This window comes from Myroides sp. WP-1 (genome assembly GCF_014145635.1).
GTDB lineage: Bacteria > Bacteroidota > Bacteroidia > Flavobacteriales > Flavobacteriaceae > Flavobacterium.
The window spans coordinates 1-24132 of the sequence record NZ_JACHTC010000023.1 but is presented as its reverse complement, the minus strand read 5'-3'; the positions used below and the strand labels follow the sequence as shown (position 1 = coordinate 24132).

The 24132-nt window shown below is 35.3% G+C and carries 22 protein-coding genes and 1 pseudogene; 10 read left to right on the top strand and 13 right to left on the bottom strand.

Going from position 1 to position 24132, the window contains the following annotated elements:
- Positions 1 to 150: 150 nt before the first annotated feature.
- Positions 151 to 834: a hypothetical protein gene (locus H4K33_RS14940; RefSeq protein ID WP_182650411.1), complete on the top strand. Its 684-nt coding sequence runs from the start codon at positions 151 to 153 to the stop codon at positions 832 to 834.
- 124 nt (positions 835 to 958) lie between these two features.
- On the opposite strand, the gene H4K33_RS14935 is transcribed toward H4K33_RS14940, so the two are convergent.
- Both H4K33_RS14935 and H4K33_RS14930 read right to left on the bottom strand, forming a co-directional pair.
- The gene (locus H4K33_RS14935; RefSeq protein WP_182650409.1) at positions 959 to 1696 is read right to left on the bottom strand and encodes a toxin-antitoxin system YwqK family antitoxin; all 738 of its coding nucleotides are present in this window, start codon (positions 1694 to 1696) and stop codon (positions 959 to 961) included.
- Between the two features lie 125 nt (positions 1697 to 1821).
- Positions 1822 to 2526 carry a DsbA family protein gene (locus H4K33_RS14930; protein WP_182650408.1) on the bottom strand — a complete coding sequence of 235 codons (705 nt, stop codon included), beginning with the start codon at positions 2524 to 2526 and terminating at the stop codon, positions 1822 to 1824.
- Between the two features lie 230 nt (positions 2527 to 2756).
- Between H4K33_RS14930 and H4K33_RS14925 the strand changes: the two genes are divergently transcribed.
- Complete coding sequence (locus H4K33_RS14925) at positions 2757 to 4004, top strand: PKD domain-containing protein (RefSeq protein ID WP_255493770.1); 1248 nt, start codon at positions 2757 to 2759, stop codon at positions 4002 to 4004.
- Between the two features lie 217 nt (positions 4005 to 4221).
- On the opposite strand, the gene H4K33_RS14920 is transcribed toward H4K33_RS14925, so the two are convergent.
- Positions 4222 to 5430 carry an MFS transporter gene (locus H4K33_RS14920; protein ID WP_220485340.1) on the bottom strand — a complete coding sequence of 403 codons (1209 nt, stop codon included), beginning with the start codon at positions 5428 to 5430 and terminating at the stop codon, positions 4222 to 4224.
- Positions 5431 to 5518: 88 nt separating this feature from the next.
- On the opposite strand from H4K33_RS14920, the gene H4K33_RS14915 reads away from it, so the two are divergent.
- Positions 5519 to 6298 carry an AraC family transcriptional regulator gene (locus H4K33_RS14915; RefSeq protein WP_182650407.1) on the top strand — a complete coding sequence of 260 codons (780 nt, stop codon included), beginning with the start codon at positions 5519 to 5521 and terminating at the stop codon, positions 6296 to 6298.
- 48 nt (positions 6299 to 6346) lie between these two features.
- On the opposite strand, the gene H4K33_RS14910 is transcribed toward H4K33_RS14915, so the two are convergent.
- Together H4K33_RS14910 and H4K33_RS14905 are read right to left on the bottom strand one after the other, a co-directional pair.
- Positions 6347 to 8380 (bottom strand): dihydrofolate reductase, encoded by a 2034-nt coding sequence (locus H4K33_RS14910; RefSeq protein WP_182650405.1) that lies wholly within the window; start codon positions 8378 to 8380, stop codon positions 6347 to 6349.
- 96 nt (positions 8381 to 8476) lie between these two features.
- Complete coding sequence (locus H4K33_RS14905; RefSeq protein WP_182650403.1) at positions 8477 to 9040, bottom strand: DUF1572 family protein; 564 nt, start codon at positions 9038 to 9040, stop codon at positions 8477 to 8479.
- Positions 9041 to 9404: 364 nt separating this feature from the next.
- Between H4K33_RS14905 and H4K33_RS14900 the strand changes: the two genes are divergently transcribed.
- Positions 9405 to 9890, top strand: coding sequence for a GNAT family N-acetyltransferase (locus tag H4K33_RS14900; protein WP_182650401.1), 486 nt, complete (start codon positions 9405 to 9407; stop codon positions 9888 to 9890).
- A 431-nt stretch (positions 9891 to 10321) separates the two neighbouring features.
- Complete coding sequence (locus tag H4K33_RS14895; protein WP_182650399.1) at positions 10322 to 11497, top strand: MFS transporter; 1176 nt, start codon at positions 10322 to 10324, stop codon at positions 11495 to 11497.
- Between the two features lie 39 nt (positions 11498 to 11536).
- Here H4K33_RS14895 and H4K33_RS14890 read toward each other — a convergent pair whose 3' ends face one another.
- Entirely contained in the window at positions 11537 to 12310 is a 774-nt protein-coding gene (locus tag H4K33_RS14890; RefSeq protein ID WP_182650397.1) for a helix-turn-helix transcriptional regulator, read from the bottom strand.
- Positions 12311 to 12398: 88 nt separating this feature from the next.
- Here H4K33_RS14890 and H4K33_RS14885 point away from each other — a divergent pair, with 88 nt between their 5' ends.
- Positions 12399 to 13535, top strand: a complete 1137-nt coding sequence (locus H4K33_RS14885) for an MFS transporter (protein WP_182650395.1) — start codon at positions 12399 to 12401, stop codon at positions 13533 to 13535.
- Here H4K33_RS14885 and H4K33_RS14880 read toward each other — a convergent pair whose 3' ends face one another.
- The 6 genes from H4K33_RS14880 to H4K33_RS14855 all read right to left on the bottom strand — a co-directional run bounded on the left by H4K33_RS14880 (position 13536) and on the right by H4K33_RS14855 (position 19704).
- Positions 13536 to 14570, bottom strand: a complete 1035-nt coding sequence (locus H4K33_RS14880; RefSeq protein WP_182650393.1) for an endonuclease/exonuclease/phosphatase family protein — start codon at positions 14568 to 14570, stop codon at positions 13536 to 13538.
- Between the two features lie 3 nt (positions 14571 to 14573).
- Positions 14574 to 15398, bottom strand: a complete 825-nt coding sequence (locus tag H4K33_RS14875; protein WP_182650391.1) for a rhomboid family intramembrane serine protease — start codon at positions 15396 to 15398, stop codon at positions 14574 to 14576.
- 1 nt (position 15399) lies between these two features.
- The gene (locus H4K33_RS14870; protein WP_182650389.1) at positions 15400 to 16149 is read right to left on the bottom strand and encodes a rhomboid family intramembrane serine protease; all 750 of its coding nucleotides are present in this window, start codon (positions 16147 to 16149) and stop codon (positions 15400 to 15402) included.
- Positions 16149 to 18269 (bottom strand): DNA mismatch repair endonuclease MutL, encoded by a 2121-nt coding sequence (gene mutL, locus H4K33_RS14865; protein WP_182650387.1) that lies wholly within the window; start codon positions 18267 to 18269, stop codon positions 16149 to 16151. Before mutL ends, H4K33_RS14870 begins: the two co-directional genes overlap by 1 nt.
- 156 nt (positions 18270 to 18425) lie before the next feature.
- Positions 18426 to 18914 carry a 6,7-dimethyl-8-ribityllumazine synthase gene (ribH, locus tag H4K33_RS14860; RefSeq protein ID WP_182650385.1) on the bottom strand — a complete coding sequence of 163 codons (489 nt, stop codon included), beginning with the start codon at positions 18912 to 18914 and terminating at the stop codon, positions 18426 to 18428.
- Position 18915: 1 nt separating this feature from the next.
- Positions 18916 to 19704: a tetratricopeptide repeat protein gene (locus H4K33_RS14855; RefSeq protein ID WP_182650383.1), complete on the bottom strand. Its 789-nt coding sequence runs from the start codon at positions 19702 to 19704 to the stop codon at positions 18916 to 18918.
- A 134-nt stretch (positions 19705 to 19838) separates the two neighbouring features.
- On the opposite strand from H4K33_RS14855, the gene H4K33_RS14850 reads away from it, so the two are divergent.
- The 4 genes from H4K33_RS14850 (at position 19839) to H4K33_RS14835 (ending at position 23698) form a co-directional block, all read left to right on the top strand.
- Positions 19839 to 20921 carry a DNA replication and repair protein RecF gene (locus H4K33_RS14850; protein ID WP_182650381.1) on the top strand — a complete coding sequence of 361 codons (1083 nt, stop codon included), beginning with the start codon at positions 19839 to 19841 and terminating at the stop codon, positions 20919 to 20921.
- A gap of 25 nt (positions 20922 to 20946) precedes the next feature.
- Positions 20947 to 21957, top strand: a complete 1011-nt coding sequence (gene murB / locus H4K33_RS14845) for a UDP-N-acetylmuramate dehydrogenase (RefSeq protein WP_182650378.1) — start codon at positions 20947 to 20949, stop codon at positions 21955 to 21957.
- Between the two features lie 62 nt (positions 21958 to 22019).
- On the top strand, positions 22020 to 23126 hold the full coding sequence (locus tag H4K33_RS14840; protein WP_182650376.1) for a glycosyltransferase: 1107 nt from the start codon (positions 22020 to 22022) through the stop codon (positions 23124 to 23126).
- Positions 23123 to 23698, top strand: a complete 576-nt coding sequence (locus tag H4K33_RS14835; RefSeq protein ID WP_182650374.1) for an RNA polymerase sigma factor — start codon at positions 23123 to 23125, stop codon at positions 23696 to 23698. The genes H4K33_RS14840 and H4K33_RS14835 overlap by 4 nt, the downstream gene beginning before the upstream one ends.
- A gap of 316 nt (positions 23699 to 24014) precedes the next feature.
- Here the strand turns inward: H4K33_RS14835 and H4K33_RS14830 are convergent.
- Positions 24015 to 24132: pseudogene (locus H4K33_RS14830) on the bottom strand (IS30 family transposase); the annotation flags it as partial.

Sequence of the window (24132 nt, the reverse complement as noted above, 5' to 3'; positions counted from 1 at the left end):
TTTCAAAGATAAAGGTTATATCGGGGAATCGCTAGTATTTTTAGTGATCGGTTATTGGTAAGTAGTGATCGATGAAGAGTTGAAAATATTTTCAAGCAATAAAAAATAGTGCAATCTCATTAAATAGTTAATTTTGCATAAAATTTAAAAATGAAAAAGATTATACCTTTTCTTCTTGTTTTGATGCTAGTTGTTTCTTGTCAAAATAAGAAAACCTTAGATCCTGTAGCCCTTGCAGAGGCCTACGATGAGATTAACATTGTTTACGACAAGATAAACAGTGCTTTACTCAATAAAAACGGAACCTTGTTATACGACAATTTAGATCAAGAGTCTATTGCACACTATGAAGCAATATTGGCGAATGTCAAAGCTAAAAACATTGAAGGAACTTTAGTGGAGCAAATGAACATTGCTACAGGTTTGCTGTTACTAAGCGATGAAGATTTACAAACAATAGATACGAAGAAATTTGTTGAAACTTTATTTTTAAACTCGGCAGTGGACGATAAAAAGATAGAGGTACTTTCTAGTGCTGTGCTTGCCAACTTAAAGATTGAGGAATACGAAGCTACAGGAACTATTTTCGGTATGCAACCTGCTCATTTTTTTAAAGAAGACGGACAGTGGAAATACAGTATGCTTGACTCAAGAAGAATCTCAGAAACGGTACTGAGAGATGCACAAAAAGCAAACAACATGACAAGCAAAGAACTGTTAATCATGCTATTGTCTACGAATGAATTCACAACAAACCCCAACATCAAACGCGATTTTACAGAAGTTTTTAACCTCATACAAGAAGAAATACAGGTTCGTGCAGATAAAGCATAGCTAAACTATACGAACTCACATCAAAACAAAAACCGTTGTCTTAAACAAATTCATGTTGTTAGACAACGGTTTTTTTTATTGCTGATTGACTCCTTAAGCTTATCCTATAGCCCATTGCGTTTGACTAGTCGTCTTCGTATATTTTTATTATCTCTACTTGTTCTCCGTTCTCCCATAAGGATTCGATCATTAAAGTTCCGGTTGAATGATACTCTTTGACAATACCCTCCTTTTTTCCGTTGATAAAAGTAGCCTCAGTGCTTAGATAGCCATTTTTATAGTAGTCTTTGTATGAACCTTCTTTTAAACCCTCATTCCAATTTGCTTCTTCTCTTATTTTTCCATCCTCAAAATACCCAATAAAAAAACCTTGTTTCTTTCCTTTTATAAAAAGGCCTTTCTCATAAAGTTGTCCATTTTCATAAAATGCTTGATGCAATCCGTCCTCCTTTCCTTCTTTAAATGGGGTCTCAACTGCTAAATTCCCATTGGGATAATATTTTTTAAAAACCCCTATTTGCAATCCCTTACTCCAATGGGAATGCTCTCTCACCTGCCCATCTTCATAATAAACAAAGGACTCTCCCTCTTTCTTTCCGTCTTTCAACTTTCGCTCTTCCCATACTTGTCCATTTTCATAATAGGAGGTAAAAAAACGATCGAGTTTTCCCTCTTGTAAGTAGGCTTCTTCTTTTAAAACGCCGTTTTCATCATATTGTTTAACAATCCCCGTATAAGGAGTAGGTTGATTCACTTCGGAATACACTCCGGCTCTAAACTCGAGTTGATTGAAATTAATTTCTCTTTCTTTACAGCTGAATAAGAAAAACGCAACTGCTACAACTAATAAGGTTCTTTTCATACTTGTTTATGTCAATTGACATTTAATCATTTACTCACATTGGAATTACATATAAAATAGAAAAGCTGATGATTCATCAGCCTTTCTATTTTATATGTAAGCGAACAGTTTTTTATCTCTGCTCTTTAGATTTCACATCCATCAGGACCACATGCATTGGCATCTGTATTTCCTTTCATTTCGAATTTAGGCTGACTTTCCTCATACGCTTGCGTTAAAGCCTCTGCAAATGTATCAATCGGTTGAGCGCCCGAAATACCGTATTTGCGATCTAAGACAAAGAAAGGTACTCCTGAGATTCCCAATGCTTGAGCTTCTTCAATATCATTTTTCACTTCTTGCGTTTGGTTTTCGCTGTTTAATAAAGCAACTACTTCCTCTTTATTTAAACCAATACTCGTAGCTAACTCTGTTAAAACCTCTATTTTCCCTACATTCTTTCCTTCTGTAAAGTGAGCTAAAAACAAGGCTTCTTCCATTTCATTTCCCTTGCCTTGACTTTGAGCGAAGTGAATCAAACGGTGGGCTCTAAAAGTATTCACAGGAATAGAAATATCCTGTTTGAAATCAATTCCAACTGCAGCTCCCGCTTGTTGTAAGTGATTCATCATTCCTTCTATTTGTTCTTTCGGCATGCCTTTTCTATTTACTAGATAATCAATCGTTGATTGAGAAGCTCCTTCAACAGGTAAAGTTGGATCTAGTTGAAAACTCTTCCACTCCACTTCTATTTTGTCTTTAAAAGGCAATTGTTCTAATGCATTTTCAAAGTGTTTTTTTCCAACATAACAAAAAGGACACATAACGTCCGACCATATTTCTACTTTCATTTTTCTACTTTTTTAAATTAATGAGAAGCGTTTTTCTCTGCCCCTTATCTTTCAAAGATACGATTTACCTCCCACTTTAGCCTACACATTTAACAGTTACCAAGTGGTTATTGCAATCAAACAACCTGATACAAAACTGTTACCTTACAAATTGCTCATTTTTAATTTAACAACGCTAATTTATATTAACATTTTTTTAATATTTTTAACCAAACTAAAAATCACTGCAAATGATGAAACAACTTTACTTATTTTTTATCTTTCTGCTTTCCGTTATTTTTTCCTATGGACAAGTATCTAAAAGAGTGTATTTTATTGGTAATAGCTACACCTACTACAATGATCTTCCTAATTTGATTAAAAAAGCGGCGGAGTCTACCCAAGACGAGCTCTTTTTTGAACAAACTACACCTGGAGGGGCTAGTTTTCAAGATCATTTATATAGCCAAGAAGTAACGGACAAAATCAATAGTCAATCTTGGGACTATGTTGTTTTACAAGAGCAAAGTCAGCGTCCAGCCTTAGAAAGTAGTTATTCATATCCTTATGCGGCTGTTTTAAATGATCGCATAAAAAACTCTTCACCATGTGCCAAGACACTATTTTACATGACATGGGGTCATAAGCAAGGAGTTCCTAGAAATTGTCAACAAGGGTTAACGCAATTCTGTAGTTATGAAGCTATGGATGATAAAATATATGACAGTTATATGGAAATGGCTACGATCAACAGAGCACACGTTTCTCCAGTGGGACGAGTATGGCGAAAAATTCGTCAGCTATATCCTACTTACGAATTGTATACTTCAGATAATTCACATCCATCTCCGCTAGGATCTATGGTTGCCGCTTATACTTTTTATACGATTATTTACAAAAAAGATCCAACTTTAGTTACTTTCAAAGGTTCTCTTTCAACGGATCAGGCGAATAATATTAAGCGTATTGTAAAAGAAATCGTTTACGATGACCTCGAGCGTTGGTTTGTAGGTATACATTACAACAACACAAAATTCGAATATGAGATAACTGATTCAGCAACTGTGCACTTCACTAATACTACACCTAACACTACAAAAGTAACGTGGGATTTTGGCGATGGTACAACATCCTCAGAATTAAATCCTATACACACTTATACAGAGACAGGTCAATATACAGTCACAGCTACCATAACCAGTTGCAATGATACCTATACTTATCAAGACACAATCACCATTGAGAATTTGAGTCTCCTGAAATTTGACGATGCTAATTTTACCATTTACCCCAACCCAACACAAGATTATCTGGTTGTTCAAACAGCTTTGACAGTAACTTTTCAGATTTATGATCTTGCGGGGAAAAGCATATCTACTGTGGTTAACACACACGAAGGTTATTACAAGTTAGATGTTCGCCACCTTGCAAAAGGCTCTTATTTGTTGCGAATTAAAACAACAAATGGACAAGAAAACTATCGATTTGTAGTAAAATAATCGTCATATTTAAGGAAAGAAAACAAATCTTTCACTTTTTTTACCTAGATTTACAACTGTGTATAAATTAATTATTAATTCACCTTATACATTTTTTATACAGTTGTCTACTTATTACCCAACCATCAACTTTATAGAGTAAAGAAAAGGAAGCCATGAGCTTCCTTTTTTTTTGACCAAAACATATATAAATTACGTGCCATACACCTGTGTGTTTTTATTTCACCCAAGTGTCTTTTCCTGCGATAATTCCAGAAATTAAAAGAGTACCTGACATGATCAACAAGAATACAAGTGAGTAGATCCAATCGTTGGAAAAATCAAATAATGCTCCAAAAATAGGAGGACCACATGCAGCGATTAAATATCCAAAAGACTGTGCCATTCCCGATAATTCTGCAGATTGTACGGTACTTCTGGTACGCAATACAAAGAATAACATAGACAGACTAAAAGCCAAACCACTTGCTAATCCGATCAGAATACACCAAAGAATAATATAATCGGTACGGAAAATTAAAATACCGCTGATTCCAACTATAAATAAAATTCCTACAACATAGGCCAATAGTTTTTGGCTGTTCATTTTACTTGCGATAATTGCACCAATGAAGGTCATCGGCAATTGAGCAAATTGAACATAAGACAAAATCCATCCTGAATCTTCAACGGACATCCCCCATGTTTGCATTACTTTAGGTAACCAAGCAGCTAAACAATAAAACAACAACGATTGAACTCCCATGAAGACAGTTACTGCCCAAGCTAAACTCGATTTATAAAGATTTACGGTTTGCTCTTCAACTGCAAAATCTCCTTTTACTGTTTCTATTTTCTTCTTTTTTACTTGTGGAAGCCACACAAAAATTGTTACTAAAGAAAGTATCAACCAAATACCGATCGATCCTTTCCATCCCATTGCGGTATAAGAACCCAAACTAATACTAAAGCCTGCGGCTAAAGCAGCCGTTAAATTCATAGCGACGGAATAAATTCCCATCATACTTCCTACTTTATGTGGAAAATTATTTTTGATAAAGGCCGGCATTAAAACATTTCCAACAGTTATGGCAGTTCCAACCAAAGCAGCTCCTAGAAACAGAGAAACAATATTTCCCAATGGACGAATAAACAATCCTATACTCAACAAAATCAAGGAAATCAATAAGACTATTTCCATACCATATTTTCTAGAAAACTTAGGTACAATACCCGATAAAAAGGCAAAAGCCATAAGAGGAATTGTGGTAACCAATCCTGCTGTTGTATTAGATAATGCCAGTGATTGACTGATCTCACCAATAACAGGGCCAACAGAAGTTAGAGGTGCGCGGAGATTTGATGCAATAAAAATCACACCAAGCAACATCAAAATTTCTTTCGCTTTTGAACCGTTTTCTCCTTTGTTTACTATCGTATTATTCATATTTATTAGATGCGTTTGTTTTACAAGTTCAAAAGTAAAAGGAAAAAAATGATTATATTCGCCATATATCATAACTAAAACGACAAGTATGTATGGACCAGAATTAGTAGATCAAGTCAAAAAAAATGGCTTTGTTTGGCATGCAGAAAACTGGAAGCACAACAACGAATTTCACCAGCATCACAAGGCACAGCTAGTCTTTGTTGAGTCGGGCTATCAGTATTTGCACACGTCAAACAATCAATTTTTGTTGCCACAACATCACGCGGCATGGATTCCTTCTAATCTCCCTCATAAAACGACTTCTGCATCCGAATCTGTATCCTTGAGAACTCTTTATTTCAATACTGACGGTATGCCTTCCTTTTATGATGATTTGTATTTATTTTCCGTTCCACCTGTGTTGAAAGAAATGATAATGTACACCGAAAAATGGTCGTTGAATATGGAGTATCGCCAAAGTGAACAAACCTTTTTACTTGCCATTTTGGAAGAACTTCCGTCCTTTATTCAAGAGTCCATTCCCTTAATTACTCCTGTACCCAAATCACCTAATTTGGTAGCCGTAACAGCCTATATCCATCAGGCATATAGCAAACCTATTTCTATTGAAGAATTAGCTTCAAAAGGTTTTGTTAGTATACGCACATTAGAACGTCAATTTAAAAGAGAAACGGGGATAAGTTTGGCGAAGTATATTCAAATGGTACGCATCATCAAATCACTTGAATTACTCAGTGAAGGGCAGTTGAACATTGGGGAGATCGCCTTTCATGTTGGGTATAGCAGTGCCCAATCTTATAGCAACGTATTTACTAAATTATTAGGTAAACGCCCCAGTGACTATTTCGAATCAGATCCAAAATAACGCAATAAAAAAAGCCAACTTAACAAGTTGGCTTTTTTGTGTATTCTTTTAATTTTCTACGGGTAAGAAATTGTATTCTTTTGCGTAGAATAGCATTTGTTCTTCAAACGTTTTTGGTTGTTTAATTACGTAATCCGTAACTTCTCCTTTATCATTTGTAACAGGTACAATATAAGGATTTACGAATCCTCTATATGGAGCAGAATTAAACTTCGCATTACGTTCTAATACTTCTTTGTGGATCGCTTGATCTACTTTTACTCCGTAAGTTTCTACTAATTCTTTGGCTGCTTTGTAATCACCCTCTGATTTAATACGTTGCGTTTCTTTTAGCAATTCACCGAATAAAGCGTGTAATTTTTCATAATCTGTGATATTGAAATACGTTTTTCCGTCGCGTACTACCTTTTCAATTACATTGTCTTTTTTACCCTTTTCAAAAACCCAAGCACTCACCCATTGACGGTTTCTCATGTGAGCTTCTTCGATATCAGCTCCTGGTTCTAAACGCACTAACTGTGTCATCAAACCATTTCTGATGTAACCATCATAAGCCGCCATACCTACAGCTTTCCAGTCTTCTACCAGTCCGATTTCTTGTAGTTTAGGATTGTATAAGTAGAACAACCCAACTAAATCAGCACGGCCTTCTTCTAATGTTGAAGCGTAACTTTTTAGTGTTTCTTTTGGTTGACCAATACCTGGATTAATTTGTCCAGAAGCATGTCCGATTACTTCGTGTAAAGCCGTATGTAATTTATCTGCTAACTCTCCGTATTTTTCTTCTAATTTCACTTCCTCTTCATCGTGAGCAAATTCTTTCAATTTACCTGATCCACCTGCGTGGTTATATGAATCGATGATGTTTCCTAATGAAATTGACTTAGATCCGTGTTCTGCTCTAATCCAATCTGCATTTGGTAGGTTTACTCCAATTGGTGTTGACGGAGATGAATCTCCAGATTCAGAAGCGACAATTACCGTTTTATAGGTAACCCCTGTTACATTTTTCTTCTTATGCGCTTCCATTAAAGGTGAGTTATCTTCAAACCATTGTGCTTCTTTTGAAAGTACTTCCATTTTCTTAGACATATCAAAATCTTTGATTTGTACTACACTTTCATAAGATGCTTTATGCCCTAATGGATCATTGTAAACTTCGATAAAACCGTTGTTGTAATCAATATTCCCATCTGTTGCAGCAACCCAAGCAACGTTGTAATCGTCCCATGTTTTGAGGTCACCCGTTTGGTAATATTTGATCAGTAATTTTAAGGCATCAGCTTGTTTTTGATTTTCGGCAACTGTAACTGCTTTTTCCAACCAATAGATAATTTTATCAATCGCTTGACCGTACATTCCACCGCTTTTCCAAACTTTTTCAACTAGTTTTCCGTTTTCTTTTACCACCTTAGAATTTAGTCCAGTTGATAAAGGGCGTAAAGGATCTGGGCTTTTCATGTTGTTGTAGAATGCCTCTACCTCAGCTTCAGAAATTCCTTCACCATAGAAGTTCACTGCAGAACCTTCTACCAAACCTTTGGCTAAGTCTAAGTTTACTTTTTTACTGTCGACATCATTGAATAAAATATCTACAACAGCAGCATCTAATGTAGTATTAGTTGCTTCTAACAAAGAGTTAAAATACCCTTGCGTAAAAGCAGGTTTGATTTTATCATTTGAATAGTGGTGGTGAATACCATTAGAAAACCATACTCTCTTTACATATACAACGAAGTTTTTCCAATCGTCTGATTCCTTATCTCCAGCATAGTTTACATAAACATGCTCTAATGCTTTGCGGATTTTAAGGTTGTGTTTGTAGTTTTGGTCCCAAATAATATCGCGTCCTGCATATCCAGCTTGACTTAAATAGTATACCAATTCCTTTTCTTTTAGTGTCAAGTCTTCCCAACCCGGAATCTGATATCTCAAAACTTCAATATCAGCAAATTGATCTACACTAAATTCGAAATTTTCAACTGCTTCCACCGTATCTTTTTTTTCTTCTTCTTTGTTTTTTCCACATGATAATGCCATTGCCGAAGCTAATACAATACATGCCATTGTGTTTAATTTCATAATTTATGCTTTATTCGTCTTTCAACAAATATATAAAAAACGGTTATACCCCCATCTTTTATCCCAGTCAAAAAACAAGATTCTATTTTTTTTCTTCTATTTCTTTAAATAATCATCAGTAAAATGTGAATCTGAACTTGGATTATTAAATTTTTCCTGATTGTAATCTTTAGACTTATTGCGGGGAATAGAAAGAGATTGCCAGTCTTTGTTTTTAATAAGTTTTCCTAAAAACACAAGTTGACCAATGTGATACGGATAGTGCGCAAGTTGACGATAAAGCGCTTCTCCCACCGTGTGATCTTGGTTTCGAATTTTGACAATAGCATTTACATTATCTTCTGTAATAGAATCGATCACTTGAAATAAAATAGACCAACCTTTATCCCAATTGGTAATTAGTTCATGGCGATCGTAAACTCCAATAGCAAATTCACTATCGCGATCCCTCCAAGGTTTTTCTCCATCTTCTGTAAAGAAATTAGTAAACCGAGAAGCTAGGTTTCCCGCTAAATGTCTCATCAACATCGCAATAGAATTGCTTTCTTCATTGTATTGCCAATTCAACTCCTCCTGTGAAAGTAGTAAAATCGTTTTATCTGCAAGCATACGGTAGTATTCAAACTGCTTGCGAATGCCTTGTACTTCCTGTATTGTCATGATTTATAATTTGATTTAGTATTTTGATTTCCACTAATTTAATTCATTTTATAAATAAAATAAATGCTTTTTTAAAAAAACAAATATTCTGCTTTCACTTCTACCGAACTTGTATTTTAATTCTAAAATTCTTCCATAATTATATTAATTTTAATGTCTAATTTACTTATTTGGCACAGTAATTGTATTTCAAGTAAAAACTTTTTTTCATACTACTTTTGCCCTATACGCCCCCCAAATATCGTATAGGGCATTTTTTTTTTAAATGAGGAATGAAAGTCGTATTTCTCAAAGAAATCTTTTGAAAAAACGCAAAAGGAAAAATCTATTTCTTTATTTTGTAAAAACTCAAATAGACTGTGTTATGTTACTACGAATGGAACGTACGTATTTTAGATTTCTAACAACAGAAGACGAAAAAGCACTTTTCGAAATTTATTCCGATAAAGATGCCATGCAATATCGAACGACACTTCCTTTTGAAACCCTGGAAGATGTAAAAATATACCTTCAACAAGTAGAAAAAGAAAATGCATTAGGTAAGAAATTTCGCTGCGGATTTGTACATCGCGAAACGCTTCAATTAATGGGAACAGCAGTTTATACACTTGTTGATGATACATCTGCTGAAATTGGTTTCTCAATTGGAAGAGCTTTTTGGAAAGGTGGTTATGGCACAGAAGGTACGTGGGGATTAATAGAGTTGATCAAACAACAACACCCACAAGTCAAGCGTATCCTTGCAGTTGCACAAACTGCCAATGAAAAATCTGTACGCATGATCAACCGAATGAATTTTTCGTTTATTGAAGAAAAAGAGAACAAGAGCTACTTTGAGTACTTTTTGTAATCGGTTTGCGGTTAGGAGAGATTGGTGAATTTTGATATATTTTTTTAATTCTAACTCAACACCTCATCATCTATCTCACCTAGTTTATATTGGTTTTAGTGTTCGATGAATATATCTCACTTATTTTATATTTGTTTTGGTGTTCGATGAATATATCTCACTTATTTTATATTTGTTTTGGTGTTCGATGAATCTACACTGCGTTTCGATTTACACTGCGTTTCGATTTACACTGCGTTTCGATTTACACTGCGTTCCGATTTCAACATCTCAACATCTCAACATCTATCTCACCTAGTTTATATTGGTTTTAGTGTTCGATGAATCTACACTGCGTTCCGATTTCAACACCTCAACACCTCATCATCTCAACAACAAAAAATTGCCCACCCCGATTTATTCCAATAAATTTGCTGCAATTTACTACAACTATGTCATTATTCTCCCGATCCGAACATCCGATATACAACCTTCAATTTATGTTGGTTTGTTTAAGTTCGCTGTTATTCTCTGCTAGTTTCAATATGCTAATTCCTGAGTTACCTGATTATTTATCGAGTTTAGGTGGAGCAGAATATAAGGGATTAATCATTGGCTTGTTTACTATTACAGCAGGGATTTCAAGACCTTTTAGTGGTAAGTTAACCGATAAGATCGGACGTGTACCAATCATGGCTATTGGTTCTATTGTTTGTTTTATTTGCAGCTTGCTATATCCTATTTTAACCACTGTATCGGGCTTTTTATTCCTGCGCTTGTTACACGGATTTTCAACTGGTTTTAAACCGACAGCAACAGCGGCTTATGTAGCAGATATTGTTCCGAAAGAACGCTGGGGAGAAGCCTTGGGCTTACACGGTATTTGTTTTAGCACAGGAATGGCTATTGGCCCAGCTATTGGAAGTACGATTAAGATTTATACCTCCATTAATTTTTTATTCTATACTTCTGCTTTATTTGCTTTATTATCTATCCTCATTTTACTCAATATGAAGGAAACATTAAAGGTAAAAGAAAAGTTTTCTATTTCTCTCTTCAAAATTTCCCGCAAAGATCTGTTTGACTTTAATGTACTACCAGCTGCTTTAGTGACGTTTCTTTCCTATATTGCCTATGGAGTTATCCTTACATTAATTCCCGATTGGACAGGACATCTTGGTATTGAAAATAAAGGGGTTTTCTTTATGATCTTTACCATTTCTTCGCTATTGGTGCGCTTTTTTGCAGGTAAGGTATCGGATCAATATGGACGTGTCTTGATTATCAATATTGGGTTAGTTTTACTTATCATCTCTCTTTTGATTATCGCCTTTTTTCAAACAGTGAACGGCTTGTACATGGGGGCCTTTATGTATGGTATATCCTTGGGAATCTTATCGCCAGCGTTGAATGCTTGGACAATCGACTTTAGTTCACCTGATCAACGTGGAAGAGCTGTTTCAACTATGTATATCGCTTTAGAAGCAGGAATTGGTGGAGGTGCTTTTGCCGCTGGTTGGTATTACAAAGATCACATCGAACATATTCCGGTAATCATGTATGTAAGTACCGCAATCATTGTATTGAGTTTAGTGTATATGTTTTCTAGAAAGTTTTCGGTAAAATAGGTGGTGAGTCGATGAGATGGTGAGTCGATGAGATGGTGTTTACAAAAAATATTTAGCGGGTGTTGTTCCTGTATGATTTTTAAAAAATTCAATAAAAGCGCTGTCTGAAGAAAATTCTAATTGGGCGCTAACTTCCGAAATAGTTTCGCTTTCTGCTAGGAGTTCAATGGCGCGATACAATCTCCATTGTTGACGCCAGGCTTGATAGGTCATTTTGGTTTCTCTTTTAAATATACGGGTAATTGTTTTTTCACTTGCTCCTACATAATGAGCGAGTTCATTTAAAAAAGGAGGAACCTTTTTTTCTATCATATAAGCATTCATAAACGATTGCAGGCGATAGTCGGCGGGAATCTCCAAAGCATAAGATTCTTCTTTCGCTTCTTGGAATTCGTCCCAAAACACACGTAAAATATGCTGCTGTTGTACAGTGTGTATTCCAGTCCATTCCCACCAACAAATACGTTCGATAATTTCTGCAAACAGAGGAGATACTCCTCGCACTTGCAAGTTTATCCCCTCTAATTGCGGTTGATCTACAGCTAAGTAAATTGATCGATAGGCAACAACATTGCGAAACGTTACCCGATGCTCAAGTCCTGCGGGTATATACAATAACTTTTGTGGAGGTAAGATCACCTGGCGATTTCGCGTGAGTAATGTCATACATCCACTAGGGGCATAAAGTATTTGAGCGTGCTTTTCATGACTGTGATATCCAGAATCATGCTGTACTAAATCAGATGCTAAACCAATAACTTCTTGATGGATTGCTTCTAAATTCAATTCTTGTTCTTTACTCAGATACGCCATTTGTCCGTTTTTTGATATTTTTTGTTTTTATACTGTTATAAAGATAACAGGAATTGATCAGAATTTTGCAGGAGAAATAAAAAAAGAAATGAAAACAAAAGTACAATTGAGCTTTATGGTTCTTTTAATGATGTTTCCGCAGTTTGTCGAGACCATTTATAGCCCAGCTCTACCTAGTATTACACAACATTATCAAGTTAGTGAAACAAAAGCGTTACTCACAATTAGCACTTATTTTATAGCTTTTGCTTTAGGTGTTATTTGGTGGGGAATCCAAAGTGATTACATAGGAAGAAGAAAAGCAATGATATGGGGGTTAACAACGTATATGGTTGCATCAGTCATCGCGTTGGTCGCTCCTACTTTTGAAATTGTGCTTGGAGCTAGAGTTCTTGCTGCTTTTGGTATTGCTGTGGGATCTGTCATTACCCAAACCATGATGCGAGATGTATATACGGGCGTGGAGCTCAACAAAGTTTTTTCTATTATGGGAATTGCTTTATCGATCAGCCCTGTCATAGGATTGTTACTAGGGGGAATTACAGTTTCGACATTTGAACACGTTGGCGTTTTTGCTTTACTGGCGTTACTCGCCTTATTTTTGGTTGTAAAAGCATACTACCAATTACCTGAAACCAAACAAACCCAAGATAAAATTACCCTGAGGATATTGCTTCAACTCGCTAAAAAAATATATACAGATCGCAGTATTTGGCGCTTTGCACTATTAGTAATGAGTTATAATGTAATGTTGTTTAGCTACTATTCCTTTGCGCCTTTCATCTTTGAATCGCACGGATATGATGCTTCCATTTATGGGTATAGTGGAATCGTATTGGCGTTGGGGTCATTTGTAGGTAGTTACTTTAACAAAAGTTGCATTAAGCGAGGAATTTCAAGTAATAGACTCATTTTAGGTTCTGCCGTGTTGGCCTTTATCCAAGCGGGTATTACTGTATTACTCTTGGATTCAATGTGGTTTTTAGTTCCTGTTCTATTGATTGTTGCGGCTTTTGGTATAGCTATTCCCAATATTTTAAGTCAAGCCCTTGTTCAGTATAAAACGTCCATTGGTTCGGCAGGAGCTCTGTTTGGACTTCTCTACTATTTACTTATTGGCTTGGGTTTATATATTAGTAGTTTGCTACCTGATTTAGGTTATGTACTGCTTTTATTTTCGGGAATTGCGTTGCTTTTGGCCCTCACCTTATCCAAAAAACAGTAATTATCGGTCTGTTAATGACAAGCGAGTTACAATAGGAAAGTGATCTGAATTTTGAAAATCACTATACGTTTTAAACGATTTAACTTGAATGCTAGGATCGACAAAAACATAGTCAATACGCATAGGATAATAAGGAAAATCATAGCTTTTTCCGAACCCACTTCCTGCTTCTATAAAGGCATCTTTTAAATCGCCTTTAATATTACTATACACATAAGAAAAGGCGCTATTATTCATATCGCCGCAAATTACTTTGCGGTGAGTAGCGTCTTTCATATGCGATTGAATCAACTCAGATTGTAATTGTTGTTCTTTAAAAGCAGTAGAAATACGCTTAAAAATGCGCTTTGATTTTTCTTCATCCAACTTCTCGTGAATATCCGGACTAATACTAATGGATTGTAAGTGAATACTGTATACGCGAATTGTATCAGATTGAATGAGAACATCGGCAAAAATCACATTGTTATTTGAATTGGGAAGATTTATTTCTCCTTTATCGATAATGCGATGTTTGGAATAAATCGCCTGTCCTGTCATGATTTTATCACCATGTGAAACGACGTATTTATACGGATATTGTTTAAAATCTAAGGCTGCACTTTTTGAGTATTCTTGTAAACACAGAATATCAGGATCTTGTAAGTCTACGAATTCTTTGATCTTTTGCGGAACAAATTCATCGGGAATCCATTTAAAAAGGTTGAATAAGCGAACATTGTAGGTCATCAATACGATATCATCGGATGCCGTAGGTTCATTTTTTCCTGTGATTTTATAGAATTTAGTAATGAAAGTAACACCTAAAAGCAAGATTAACGCAGATAAGATCACTTGCTTTTTCACCTGAACACTCCAATACACTAAGAAGAAAAAATTCAATAATAGCAACGAAGGAAGCATCAGGGTAAACACGGAAAGAAATGGAAATAACTTGGGCGCTAAAAAAGGCAATAGATAGCCCAATAATGTTCCGATAGCAACCAGAACATTAAAGAAAAACACAACTCTATTAAACCAAGATAGCTTTTTCATTTCTTACTTATTTCCTTGACGAAAAAGGAATTCTTTTTCTTCCTTATTTAAACTCTCATAACCTGACTTACTAATCTTATCCAAGATAGCATCGATTTGTTTTTGTGCAGATTCTTCTCTATTAACGTTTTTATCTACCTGTTTATTGACATAAACCTTTTTAAATGTTGTTTTATTTTTAGCGCTCTTCTTTTTGTGTTTGGCTAAGTCCACGCCATTCTTCAACAAAGCAATGTAACCAAAGCCTACTAAAGCACCACCTAAATGCGCTAAATGTCCACCAACGTTACTTGATGAGAGTTGAAAAAGATCAATTACAATAATCACCGCGGCGATATAGATCATTTTTATTCTTCCGATTAAAGCTAGGCGCACTTCCATTTTGGGTGCAAAACTAGCTACAGCGATTAAAGGAGCCATAACCGCAGCTGAAGCACCTACTAAGCCGTATCCCATCGAGAAAAAGAAAGATGATAAATAGTACAGTAAACTTCCTCCAAGTGCACCAACAAAATAGACAAACAAGAATTGCCTCGTGGTAAAAAAAGTAAAGAAGAGATTACTCACAAAAAAGAGCATAATCATATTCAGCAGTAGATGCCAAATATTTGCATGTACAAAAGAATAGGAAATAAACGTCCAAAAACGCGTAAGTGACTCTACCCCATTAGCTACAAAAGCCACATAGGGAAAAATGCTGTGATACACAGCTGTTGCGAGAATTGATAGTCCATATAGCAAGACAAAGACAACAATATTAACGATAATAAGTAGTTGTACCTTATCGCTTAAATTGATCTTGCGCTTTAAATCCTCTATTGCTTTCATTTTACAAATCCCAACGATTTTGGTTGAACTGATTTTTCTTCCAGTAACGCACAAGTAAGAAACCCGTTAATGCACCACCTACGTGTGCAAAGTGAGCAATACCTGTTCCTCCACCAAAAATACTAAACCCTCCTGTTAATCCACCAATTAAGTCAATAGCTAAAATACCAGGTACAAAATACTTGGCTTTAATTGGTACAGGAATAAACATCATCATCAATTCCGCATTAGGGAACATATACGCAAAGGCTACTAAAAACCCGTAAACGGCTCCTGAAGCCCCGACAACTGGCGTATTAAAAGCAGTAATCATCGCACTCAAATCTCTAGAACCTAAAACGGACTCCCATCCAGTGTTGTACATTCCACTTTTCAACAGGTTATAAATTTCCATTTCTTGATAACCCGCTGCTACAAGTTGATTGACACCTTGGGCTACAGAATAATAATTTACTCCCATATGTAACAAGGCTGCTCCTAATCCTGAAATTAGAAAAAGAGCGTATAAACGCTTTGTTCCAAAAATTGTTTCTAATGTGGTTCCAAATGAGAATAGCGCAAACATATTGAAAAAGATATGCATATATCCACCATGCATAAACATATAAGTCAACGGTTGCCAAAATTGAAATTTAGCATTCTCAAAATAGTACATCGCCAAATAATCATAAGTAGCAGGTACTAGCATGCTTCCTACGAATAAAAGGATGTTTATAATCAATAACTGTTTTACTCCTTCTGTTAGTCTCATTACAGTATAAATTTTCGTTCAATATCTTCTACTTTCATGGTTATAAAAGTAGGTTTCATAAATGGTGATATGTTGGGTTCTTTACATCCAAATAAAGAATTAACAATATCTTCTTGTTCGGTTTCATTTAAAATGGTTCCCGATTTTACAGCCAAACTTTGTGCCAGTGTTTTGGCTATGCGTTCTGTTTGGATGTAATTTGTTTCTGGAATTCCCTCCTGAAAGCTCATGATTAAATCATCTAATACAATTTGCGCTTCACTTTCTGCTACGTTAACAGGTAATCCTGATAAAATAACGTGATCTTCGCCCATATCTTCGAAATCAAATCCCATTTGCTTTAAAGAAGCGCGTATTTCTTTTAATAAAACGACTTCATAAGGCGCGTAGTATAAGGTCAATGGAAAAAGCAACTGTTGCGAAACAGCATTGGACTTGGTTATATTTCCAATAAACTTCTCATATAAAATACGCTGATGTGCTCTTCCTTGGTTGATAATTACCATCCCTGATTTAATCGGACTGACGATGTATTTTCGCTGAATTTGAAACGTACGAGAGGCCAACGTTGTTTCTGTACTTTCGTCGAACAAACTTCCAGTAACCTCTTCTTCTTCAAATGTAATTCCGCTGACATCAAGCGAACTTCCCTTTCCTTTCAATCCTTCAAAAACTTCTTGCCATGCACCAACCTCGTTGGCTGACGATTTCTTAATTTCTGTTTTATTGGATTTACTTGCAAAGAAAACGGCTTCATCGGCTTTTCTTCCTTCTTGTTTAAAGGATGAAAAATCAATGGTTGACTTCGCTGTTGTCAATTTACTTTCAAAGATATCTTCCTTTTCCTCCTCTTCTTCTTCTTCCACTTCTGGAGTATCTTTTCGCAAAAAAGAACTCTCTTCAAAAGGGTTAAATCCTCGGTCTACAAAATCAGAACGTTCACCACCAGTTAAACTACTTGGTGTTTGCTTAAACGGATTGTAAACTTCTTCTGTTGGATTTATTCCTTCATTGGTAAAGGGATTATAGTGTGTATCAATCTCGATCAAGGGTGTTTCTGCTTCTCTGTCTTTAAATTCATACGGAACATCTAATCCTTCATCGCGATGAAAATCGAGCACAGGTGCGACGTTAAATTGCCCTAAACTGTGCTTAATCGACGATCGCAAGATACTGTACAGTGCTTGTTCATCATCGAATTTAATTTCCGTCTTAGTAGGATGGATATTAATATCAATTGAATTCGTTGGCACGGTGAGATAGATAAAGTAAGTGGGATGTGTTCCATCCTTTAGCAATCCTTCATAGGCAGCTAAAACGGAATGGTGCAAATATCCACTGCGAATGAATCGATCGTTGACAAAGAAAAACTGTTCGCCCCTACTTTTCTTAGCAAATTCAGGTTTACCTATAAAACCACGAATCGTTACAATTTCCGTAATTTCTTCAATGGGAACAAGTTTCTCATTTGTTTTAGCACCAAACACATTGACAATACGCTGACGCAAATTAGAGCTTGGTAAATTAAACACTTCACTTCCATTGTGAATAAGCGTAAAACTAATATCAGGATGCACTAATGTAATTCGTTCAAATTCATCTACAATATTGCGAAATTCAACATTGTCTGATTTAAGGAAATTTCGACGTGCAGGAATATTAAAAAATAGGTTTTTTACAGAAAAAACTGTCCCTGGAGGAGTTACTGCAACTTCTTGTGTGATTACTTTAGATCCTTCCATGATTAGGTGAGTACCTAATTCGCTATCTCGAAGACAGGTTTTTAAATCTACATGTGCAATAGCCGCAATAGATGCGAGGGCTTCTCCTCTAAAACCTTTCGTATGCAAAGCAAATAAATCTTCCGCTTTGGATATTTTAGATGTAGCATGGCGTTCGAAAGCCATTCTAGCATCTGTTTCATTCATTCCTTTACCATTATCGATTACTTGAATTAAGGTTTTCCCAGCGTCCTTTAGCACCAATTTAATTTCGGTTGCTTCAGCATCGACAGCGTTTTCTATCAATTCTTTCACAACAGAAGCAGGTCGTTGAACCACTTCTCCTGCGGCAATTTGATTGGCTACGTGATCTGGTAATAATCGAATAATATTAGACATTTAAAAAATGAAGATTTTTTTTGATTAAAACTTTTAACTCTATGCTTACAAATTTAAAGAAATAAATAGGGGAATTACTTCCTTAACTATTTTTTCACTTATTGCCTAAGCATGATAAAAAAAAGCCTGCTTTTACACAGGCTTATCTTTGTTTTATTATAAACGATTTAAAGCAATCATTTTCAGAGCAGTGACCGCGGCCTCAACCCCTTTATTTCCCATATCACCACCGCTTCGAGCCAGTGATTGCTCTAGCGTGTTATCTGTGAGTACACAGAAGATAACTGGAATATCTGCTATTAAATTCAAGTCTTTTATTCCGTGTGTAACACCTTCACATACAAATTCAAAGTGCATCGTTTCTCCTTTGATTACACATCCGATCACAATCACGGCGTCTAAATCTTCAAAGCGCTCAATCATTCGTTTTGCACCGAAAACTAATTCAAAGCTTCCTGGCACATCCCAACGGATCAGTCCCTCTTCTTGGAGTCCACAATCTACAAGTGTTTTCTTCGCTCCTTCGAATAAGCCTTCTGTAATAGTATCATTCCAATTAGAAACTACTATTCCAACTTTCATCTCTGTAGCTGAAGGTAATTTTGTTTTATCGTAAGCCGATAAGTTTTTATTCGCTGTTGCCATATTATTGAGCAAGACCGATTAAAGACTCAACTAATGTCGCTTCCATAGCTGTTGAATAGTTGTTCTTAACCTCATTAAACATTTTCAATGCTTCCGCTTTCTTCCCATCTTCTAAAGCCGAAATACCCGCTTTGTATAAAAATCTAGGTGTACTGAAATCATTTTTATTGTGTTCTGCTGCTTTTTTGTAGTAATCAAAAGCATCTGCATGTTGTCCTAATTCAGAGAAAGCATCTCCGATAGCACCTAATGCCAATGACCCGATCATGATGTCAGAACCCAATTTATATTGTTCTAATTGCTCAATTGCTTTTTTGAACTCTCCTTGGTTTAGGTAAGTTGTTCCTGCATAGTAGTGCGCTAAATTAGCAGACGATGTACCTTTATAGTTATCGATGATTCCCAAGAATCCTAATTTACCTTCTCCTCCATTTAAAGCTAAGTTAAATAGATTTTGTTTGTCCGCTTCATTTTTGAAAGCGTCAGTGTAGTATGCTTGAGCTTGAAACATCTCATTTGCTGCTTCTTCATTTTTAGGCTCAACTACAAACTTATTATATCCAACATAACCAATAGTAACCAAAGCGATTGCTCCAACGATACCAAAAATTGCTTTTTGATTTCTCGCTACCCAACCTTCCATTTTATTTGCTCCTTGATCTAAGGAATTAAATACCTCTGCCGTAGTACTGTTAGAAGTATCAACTGAACTATACTGATCAAATTCGTTATCTACCGTTTCGTCTTGCGGTTTAGGAGCTTTATAACCTCTTTTATTATAAGTTGCCATGTATAAAAAGTTTAATGAAAGGCAAAAATATGATTTTTATTGTAATATAAAAGTGCTTACTATTAATATTTTTGATAATTTGCAACCAAATTAGACAATACAATCACTCACTCGTTAAAAATACCTATATTCCCGTGTATTTAAAAAAAATAGATCTTCTAAATTTTAAAAATATTGAAGATAAATCTTTTGAATTTAATGCTAAAATAAACTGTTTTATTGGATTAAATGGCGTTGGCAAGACCAATATATTGGATTCGATCTACTATATTGCCTATGGTCGTAGTTATTTTAATCCGATTGCCGTTCAAAACATCAAACACGGAGCAGATTTTTTTGTCATCGATGGTACATTTGAAAAAAATGGACAACGCGAGCAGATTTTATGTAGTCTAAAAAAAGGACAAAAAAAAATACTCAAACGCAACAATAAAAATTACGAGCGCTTTTCGGATCACTTTGGTTTTATTCCCTTGGTTATTATTTCTCCATCGGATAGTGATCTGATCATTGAAGGAAGTGAAACAAGACGCAAATTTTTAGATAGCGTGATTTCTCAAATGAATAGCAATTATTTGCAATTGCTTATTCAGCATCAAAAATTGATTACACAACGCAATGCGCTGTTGAAAAGCTTTGTAACCAATAACTATTTTGACCGAGATACGCTAGAAATTTACAACGAGCAAATTGCATCGATTGCACAACCAATCTATGAAATTCGCCGTGATTTTTTACGAGAGTTTATTCCGATTTTCAATCACTATCATCAATTGATCACAGGAAACAAAGACGATGTTAATTTGGTTTACGAATCGCAATTAGAACATCATAGTATGGGTGAATTATTTATTCAAAACATACAAAGAGATCGTGCTTTGCAATACACTTCTGTGGGAATTCACAAAGACGATTTGATTTTTTTACTCAAGGGAAGTCCTATTAAAAAATTTGGTTCCCAAGGACAACAAAAGTCTTTTTTGATCGCCTTAAAACTCGCTCAATTTGAATTTTTGAAAAAGCAACATGGCATCGCGCCTATTTTATTGTTTGACGATATTTTCGACAAATTAGACGAGCTTCGTGTACGTCAAATTTTAGAGCTAGTTAACTTAGATACCTTTGGGCAAATGTTTATTACAGATACCCATTTAGATCGAACAGAAGCTTTACTCAATTCGATCAACCAAGATTTCAAAATCTTTACCGTAGAATAAAAACAAACTGATACAAGAATACGCTATGATTCAAGAAAATGTCTCTCTAAAACCCTACAATACTTTTGGCCTTGATGTACAAGCTAAGCGCTTTGTTCAAGCGAACACCCTTACTGAATTAACGACAATTATTCAATCTACACCTGGACAAGAATATTTTATTCTAAGTGGAGGAAGTAATATGCTGCTAACCCAAGACATTGAAGATCTAGTCATTAAGCTCAATATCAAAGGTATAGAAATAGTTGAAGAAAATGACGATTTCGTTTGGATTGAAGCCAATGCAAGTGAAGTATGGCATGACTTTGTACAATGGACCTTAGCAAGAGACTACGGAGGTCTGGAGAATTTATCGTTGATTCCAGGCCATGTTGGTACGACTCCTATTCAAAATATCGGTGCTTATGGGGTGGAAATAAAAGACACGATGGTTTGCTGTAAAGCTTTGAATATAAAAACATTAAAAATTGAAGAATTTACCAATGCCCAGTGCCAATTTGACTATAGGGAGAGTATTTTCAAAAAAGAAGCCAAAGATCAGTACATTATTCTTTCAGCGACATACAAATTAACAAAGAAAAATCACCACTTACATACCAACTATGGCGTAATCAACGGCGAATTGGAAAAGAGGGGGATTACAACTCCAACAATTCAAGATGTTAGTGAAGCTGTCATAGCGATTCGAAGTAGTAAGTTACCTAACCCAGCAGAATTGGGAAATAGTGGAAGTTTCTTTAAAAATCCGATTATCAGCAATGAATTGTATGAGAGCTTACGCGTGAAGTATCCGACAATTCCGGCCTACCCTATAGACGAACAATTCACCAAAATCCCTGCAGGTTGGTTAATTGAAACTATTGGGTACAAAGGTTATCGAATTGGAGATGCTGGAGTGCATAGTAAGCAAGCACTTGTCTTGGTTAATTACGGTAAGGCTCAAGGCATCGAAATCAAAAAACTTTCCGAAAGCATTCAAAATGAAGTTTTTAACATTTTTAATATTCACTTAGAAGCGGAAGTCAATATCTTTTAGAGGTATTGCACAAAAAAGTGATTATTGGTACCTTTGCTCCTCGATAAAATTGTATACACACCATGCTAACCATCTTATTTTACATACTGATTGGTATTTTACTGTTTCACGTGCTTTATTACGTTGTTTTATACAGCAATATTGCCTTTAATGGTGCCTTAAAAAACAGGCCAACACAACAGAATATTCCTGTATCTGTTGTTGTGTATATCAAAGATAATGAAGCAGAACTTCCTGCTTTCCTCGACGCCATGCTCACACAAGAGTATACCAGTTTCGAACTTATTTTAGTTAACAACGCTTCAGAAGACGAAAGTTTAGAGATACTTGAACAATTTGTAGCACAACACAAATTTGCCCGATTAGTCAACGTAGAAAACAACGAAGCTTTTTGGGGTAATAAAAAGTATGCCTTAACCTTGGGTATCAAAATCACGTCTTTTGAACATCTTTTATTTACGGAACCCAAAATACTTCCCAACTCCCCGTTTTGGATTGCCAGTATGACGGCTCATTTCTCTGCTAAAAAACAAGTAGTTTTAGCGCACACTTCGCTAGCTAAAAAGAAAAAAAGTTGGAGCAATAAATATGCGAGATTTCAATATTTCCTAAGATCACTACACAATTTTGTGTGGATCGAAATGGGTAAACCCCTTTACGGGAACAGCTATAATCAAGCCTATACTAAGAGTCTGTTTTACAAGGTTAATGGATTCATCAAAGAAATGAAAGTCGTTCAGGGAGAAGAACAAGAGTTTATCAGACAAATCGCTACAAAATCAAATACGGCTATTACCATTGCCGCTGAAAGCATGAACACATTAGACGAAAAATCTTCTTGGAACAGTGCTTTTCAAACACAGAAAAAATACGGTTTATTACTCAAACGCCTAGGTATTTTCAACCAAATGAAAGTGCGTTTTTATCACTTTAGTGTTTTGGCCCTATACGTTGTCCTTCTAATCCTTTTACTTCATTTATATCAATGGGAATTTGTGGTAGGAATAGTGGTAATTCGATATATAATTACTACCTTCTACTTTGCAAAATTGTTAAAAAACTTCAATGAAAAAGATTTGATTTGGATATTTCCTTTTTTTGAAATAATCCATATACTATCTGGTCATTATTTTGCGTTTAAACATTTCATCACACGTAAGAAAATTTGAAAACAAGTGCAACAAATCAAAATATAGAAGCAGCTAAAAGAGGTGATCAATCTGCTTTTACTTCTCTATTAAACCAGTATTGGTCTGAAGTTTATCATTTCATTCTAAAGCAAGCTGGAAATGAAACGGACGCAGAAGATATCACCATTGAAACGTTCTCTAAAGCGTTTAGCAGTATTGAATCTTATGACAACAAATACGCTTTTAACACGTGGTTGATTACCATTGCCAAAAATGTGCATATTGATTTAATTCGCAAAAGAAAAAACGTGCATTTTGTGGACATCACAGATGAGAATCAACAATACAATAATATCATTGATGATTCCGATACAATAGAAGACGAATTAATTCGAGAGCAAAACCTCGAAATTTTTAAAAACTACATTCGCCTTTTAAAACCCCACTATCAAGAAGTAATTGAGTTGCGTTTTTTTCAGGAATTGTCTTATAACGAAATTGCAAGTATTCTCAACGAACCCCTTAACAATGTCAAAATTAAAATTATGCGTGCAAAAAAATTGTTAGCAGAAATTATTTTGAAACAAATTGATCAAAACTTTACAATTTAAAAAAACAACAATACCCGCAACGCGTATTGTTTTATTCATAAATTTAGACTACCTCATGAAGTAGTCTTTTTTTTTACCCTTTAGAAGCTGCTCTCATTGCGACCTCTACTCTCCCATCTTTCTTCGTGAATTAAAAAAATAAAATGTTGTATTTCAGTCATAAACTGATAAATATCAATATAAAGGACATTTTTGTCCTTTATATTTGATAGACAAAAATGAACTAATAAAGTGATCATTATGGATACAAAATCGCGAAAACTAGGAAGTAAACTTGGAGTAATTGTCTTGTTGTTAGGCGTATTAAGTGCTGAATTCAACTTGCAAATGCAACAGAATTCTGATTAATAATTTGTTTAAATTTTTCGTTTGGCGTGAGGTATCCAAGTCTTTTACGAGGTCGATTATTGAGTTTATTTTCAATCCACTTAATC

Coding starts and splice junctions, on each gene's coding strand:
- H4K33_RS14900 (WP_182650401.1), top strand. CDS start 9,405: ATGTTACTACGAATGGAACGTACGTATTTTAGATTTCTAACAACAGAA.
- H4K33_RS14870 (WP_182650389.1), bottom strand. CDS start 16,149: ATGAGACTAACAGAAGGAGTAAAACAGTTATTGATTATAAACATCCTT.
- ribH (WP_182650385.1), bottom strand. CDS start 18,914: ATGGCAACAGCGAATAAAAACTTATCGGCTTACGATAAAACAAAATTA.
- H4K33_RS14910 (WP_182650405.1), bottom strand. CDS start 8,380: ATGAAATTAAACACAATGGCATGTATTGTATTAGCTTCGGCAATGGCA.
- murB (WP_182650378.1), top strand. CDS start 20,947: ATGATTCAAGAAAATGTCTCTCTAAAACCCTACAATACTTTTGGCCTT.
- H4K33_RS14925 (WP_255493770.1), top strand. CDS start 2,757: ATGATGAAACAACTTTACTTATTTTTTATCTTTCTGCTTTCCGTTATT.
- H4K33_RS14935 (WP_182650409.1), bottom strand. CDS start 1,696: ATGAAAAGAACCTTATTAGTTGTAGCAGTTGCGTTTTTCTTATTCAGC.
- H4K33_RS14875 (WP_182650391.1), bottom strand. CDS start 15,398: ATGAAAGCAATAGAGGATTTAAAGCGCAAGATCAATTTAAGCGATAAG.
- H4K33_RS14940 (WP_182650411.1), top strand. CDS start 151: ATGAAAAAGATTATACCTTTTCTTCTTGTTTTGATGCTAGTTGTTTCT.
- H4K33_RS14930 (WP_182650408.1), bottom strand. CDS start 2,526: ATGAAAGTAGAAATATGGTCGGACGTTATGTGTCCTTTTTGTTATGTT.
- mutL (WP_182650387.1), bottom strand. CDS start 18,269: ATGTCTAATATTATTCGATTATTACCAGATCACGTAGCCAATCAAATT.
- H4K33_RS14895 (WP_182650399.1), top strand. CDS start 10,322: ATGTCATTATTCTCCCGATCCGAACATCCGATATACAACCTTCAATTT.
- H4K33_RS14880 (WP_182650393.1), bottom strand. CDS start 14,570: ATGAAAAAGCTATCTTGGTTTAATAGAGTTGTGTTTTTCTTTAATGTT.
- H4K33_RS14855 (WP_182650383.1), bottom strand. CDS start 19,704: ATGGCAACTTATAATAAAAGAGGTTATAAAGCTCCTAAACCGCAAGAC.
- H4K33_RS14920 (WP_220485340.1), bottom strand. CDS start 5,430: ATGAATAATACGATAGTAAACAAAGGAGAAAACGGTTCAAAAGCGAAA.
- H4K33_RS14890 (WP_182650397.1), bottom strand. CDS start 12,310: ATGGCGTATCTGAGTAAAGAACAAGAATTGAATTTAGAAGCAATCCAT.
- H4K33_RS14905 (WP_182650403.1), bottom strand. CDS start 9,040: ATGACAATACAGGAAGTACAAGGCATTCGCAAGCAGTTTGAATACTAC.
- H4K33_RS14885 (WP_182650395.1), top strand. CDS start 12,399: ATGAAAACAAAAGTACAATTGAGCTTTATGGTTCTTTTAATGATGTTT.
- H4K33_RS14840 (WP_182650376.1), top strand. CDS start 22,020: ATGCTAACCATCTTATTTTACATACTGATTGGTATTTTACTGTTTCAC.
- H4K33_RS14915 (WP_182650407.1), top strand. CDS start 5,519: ATGTATGGACCAGAATTAGTAGATCAAGTCAAAAAAAATGGCTTTGTT.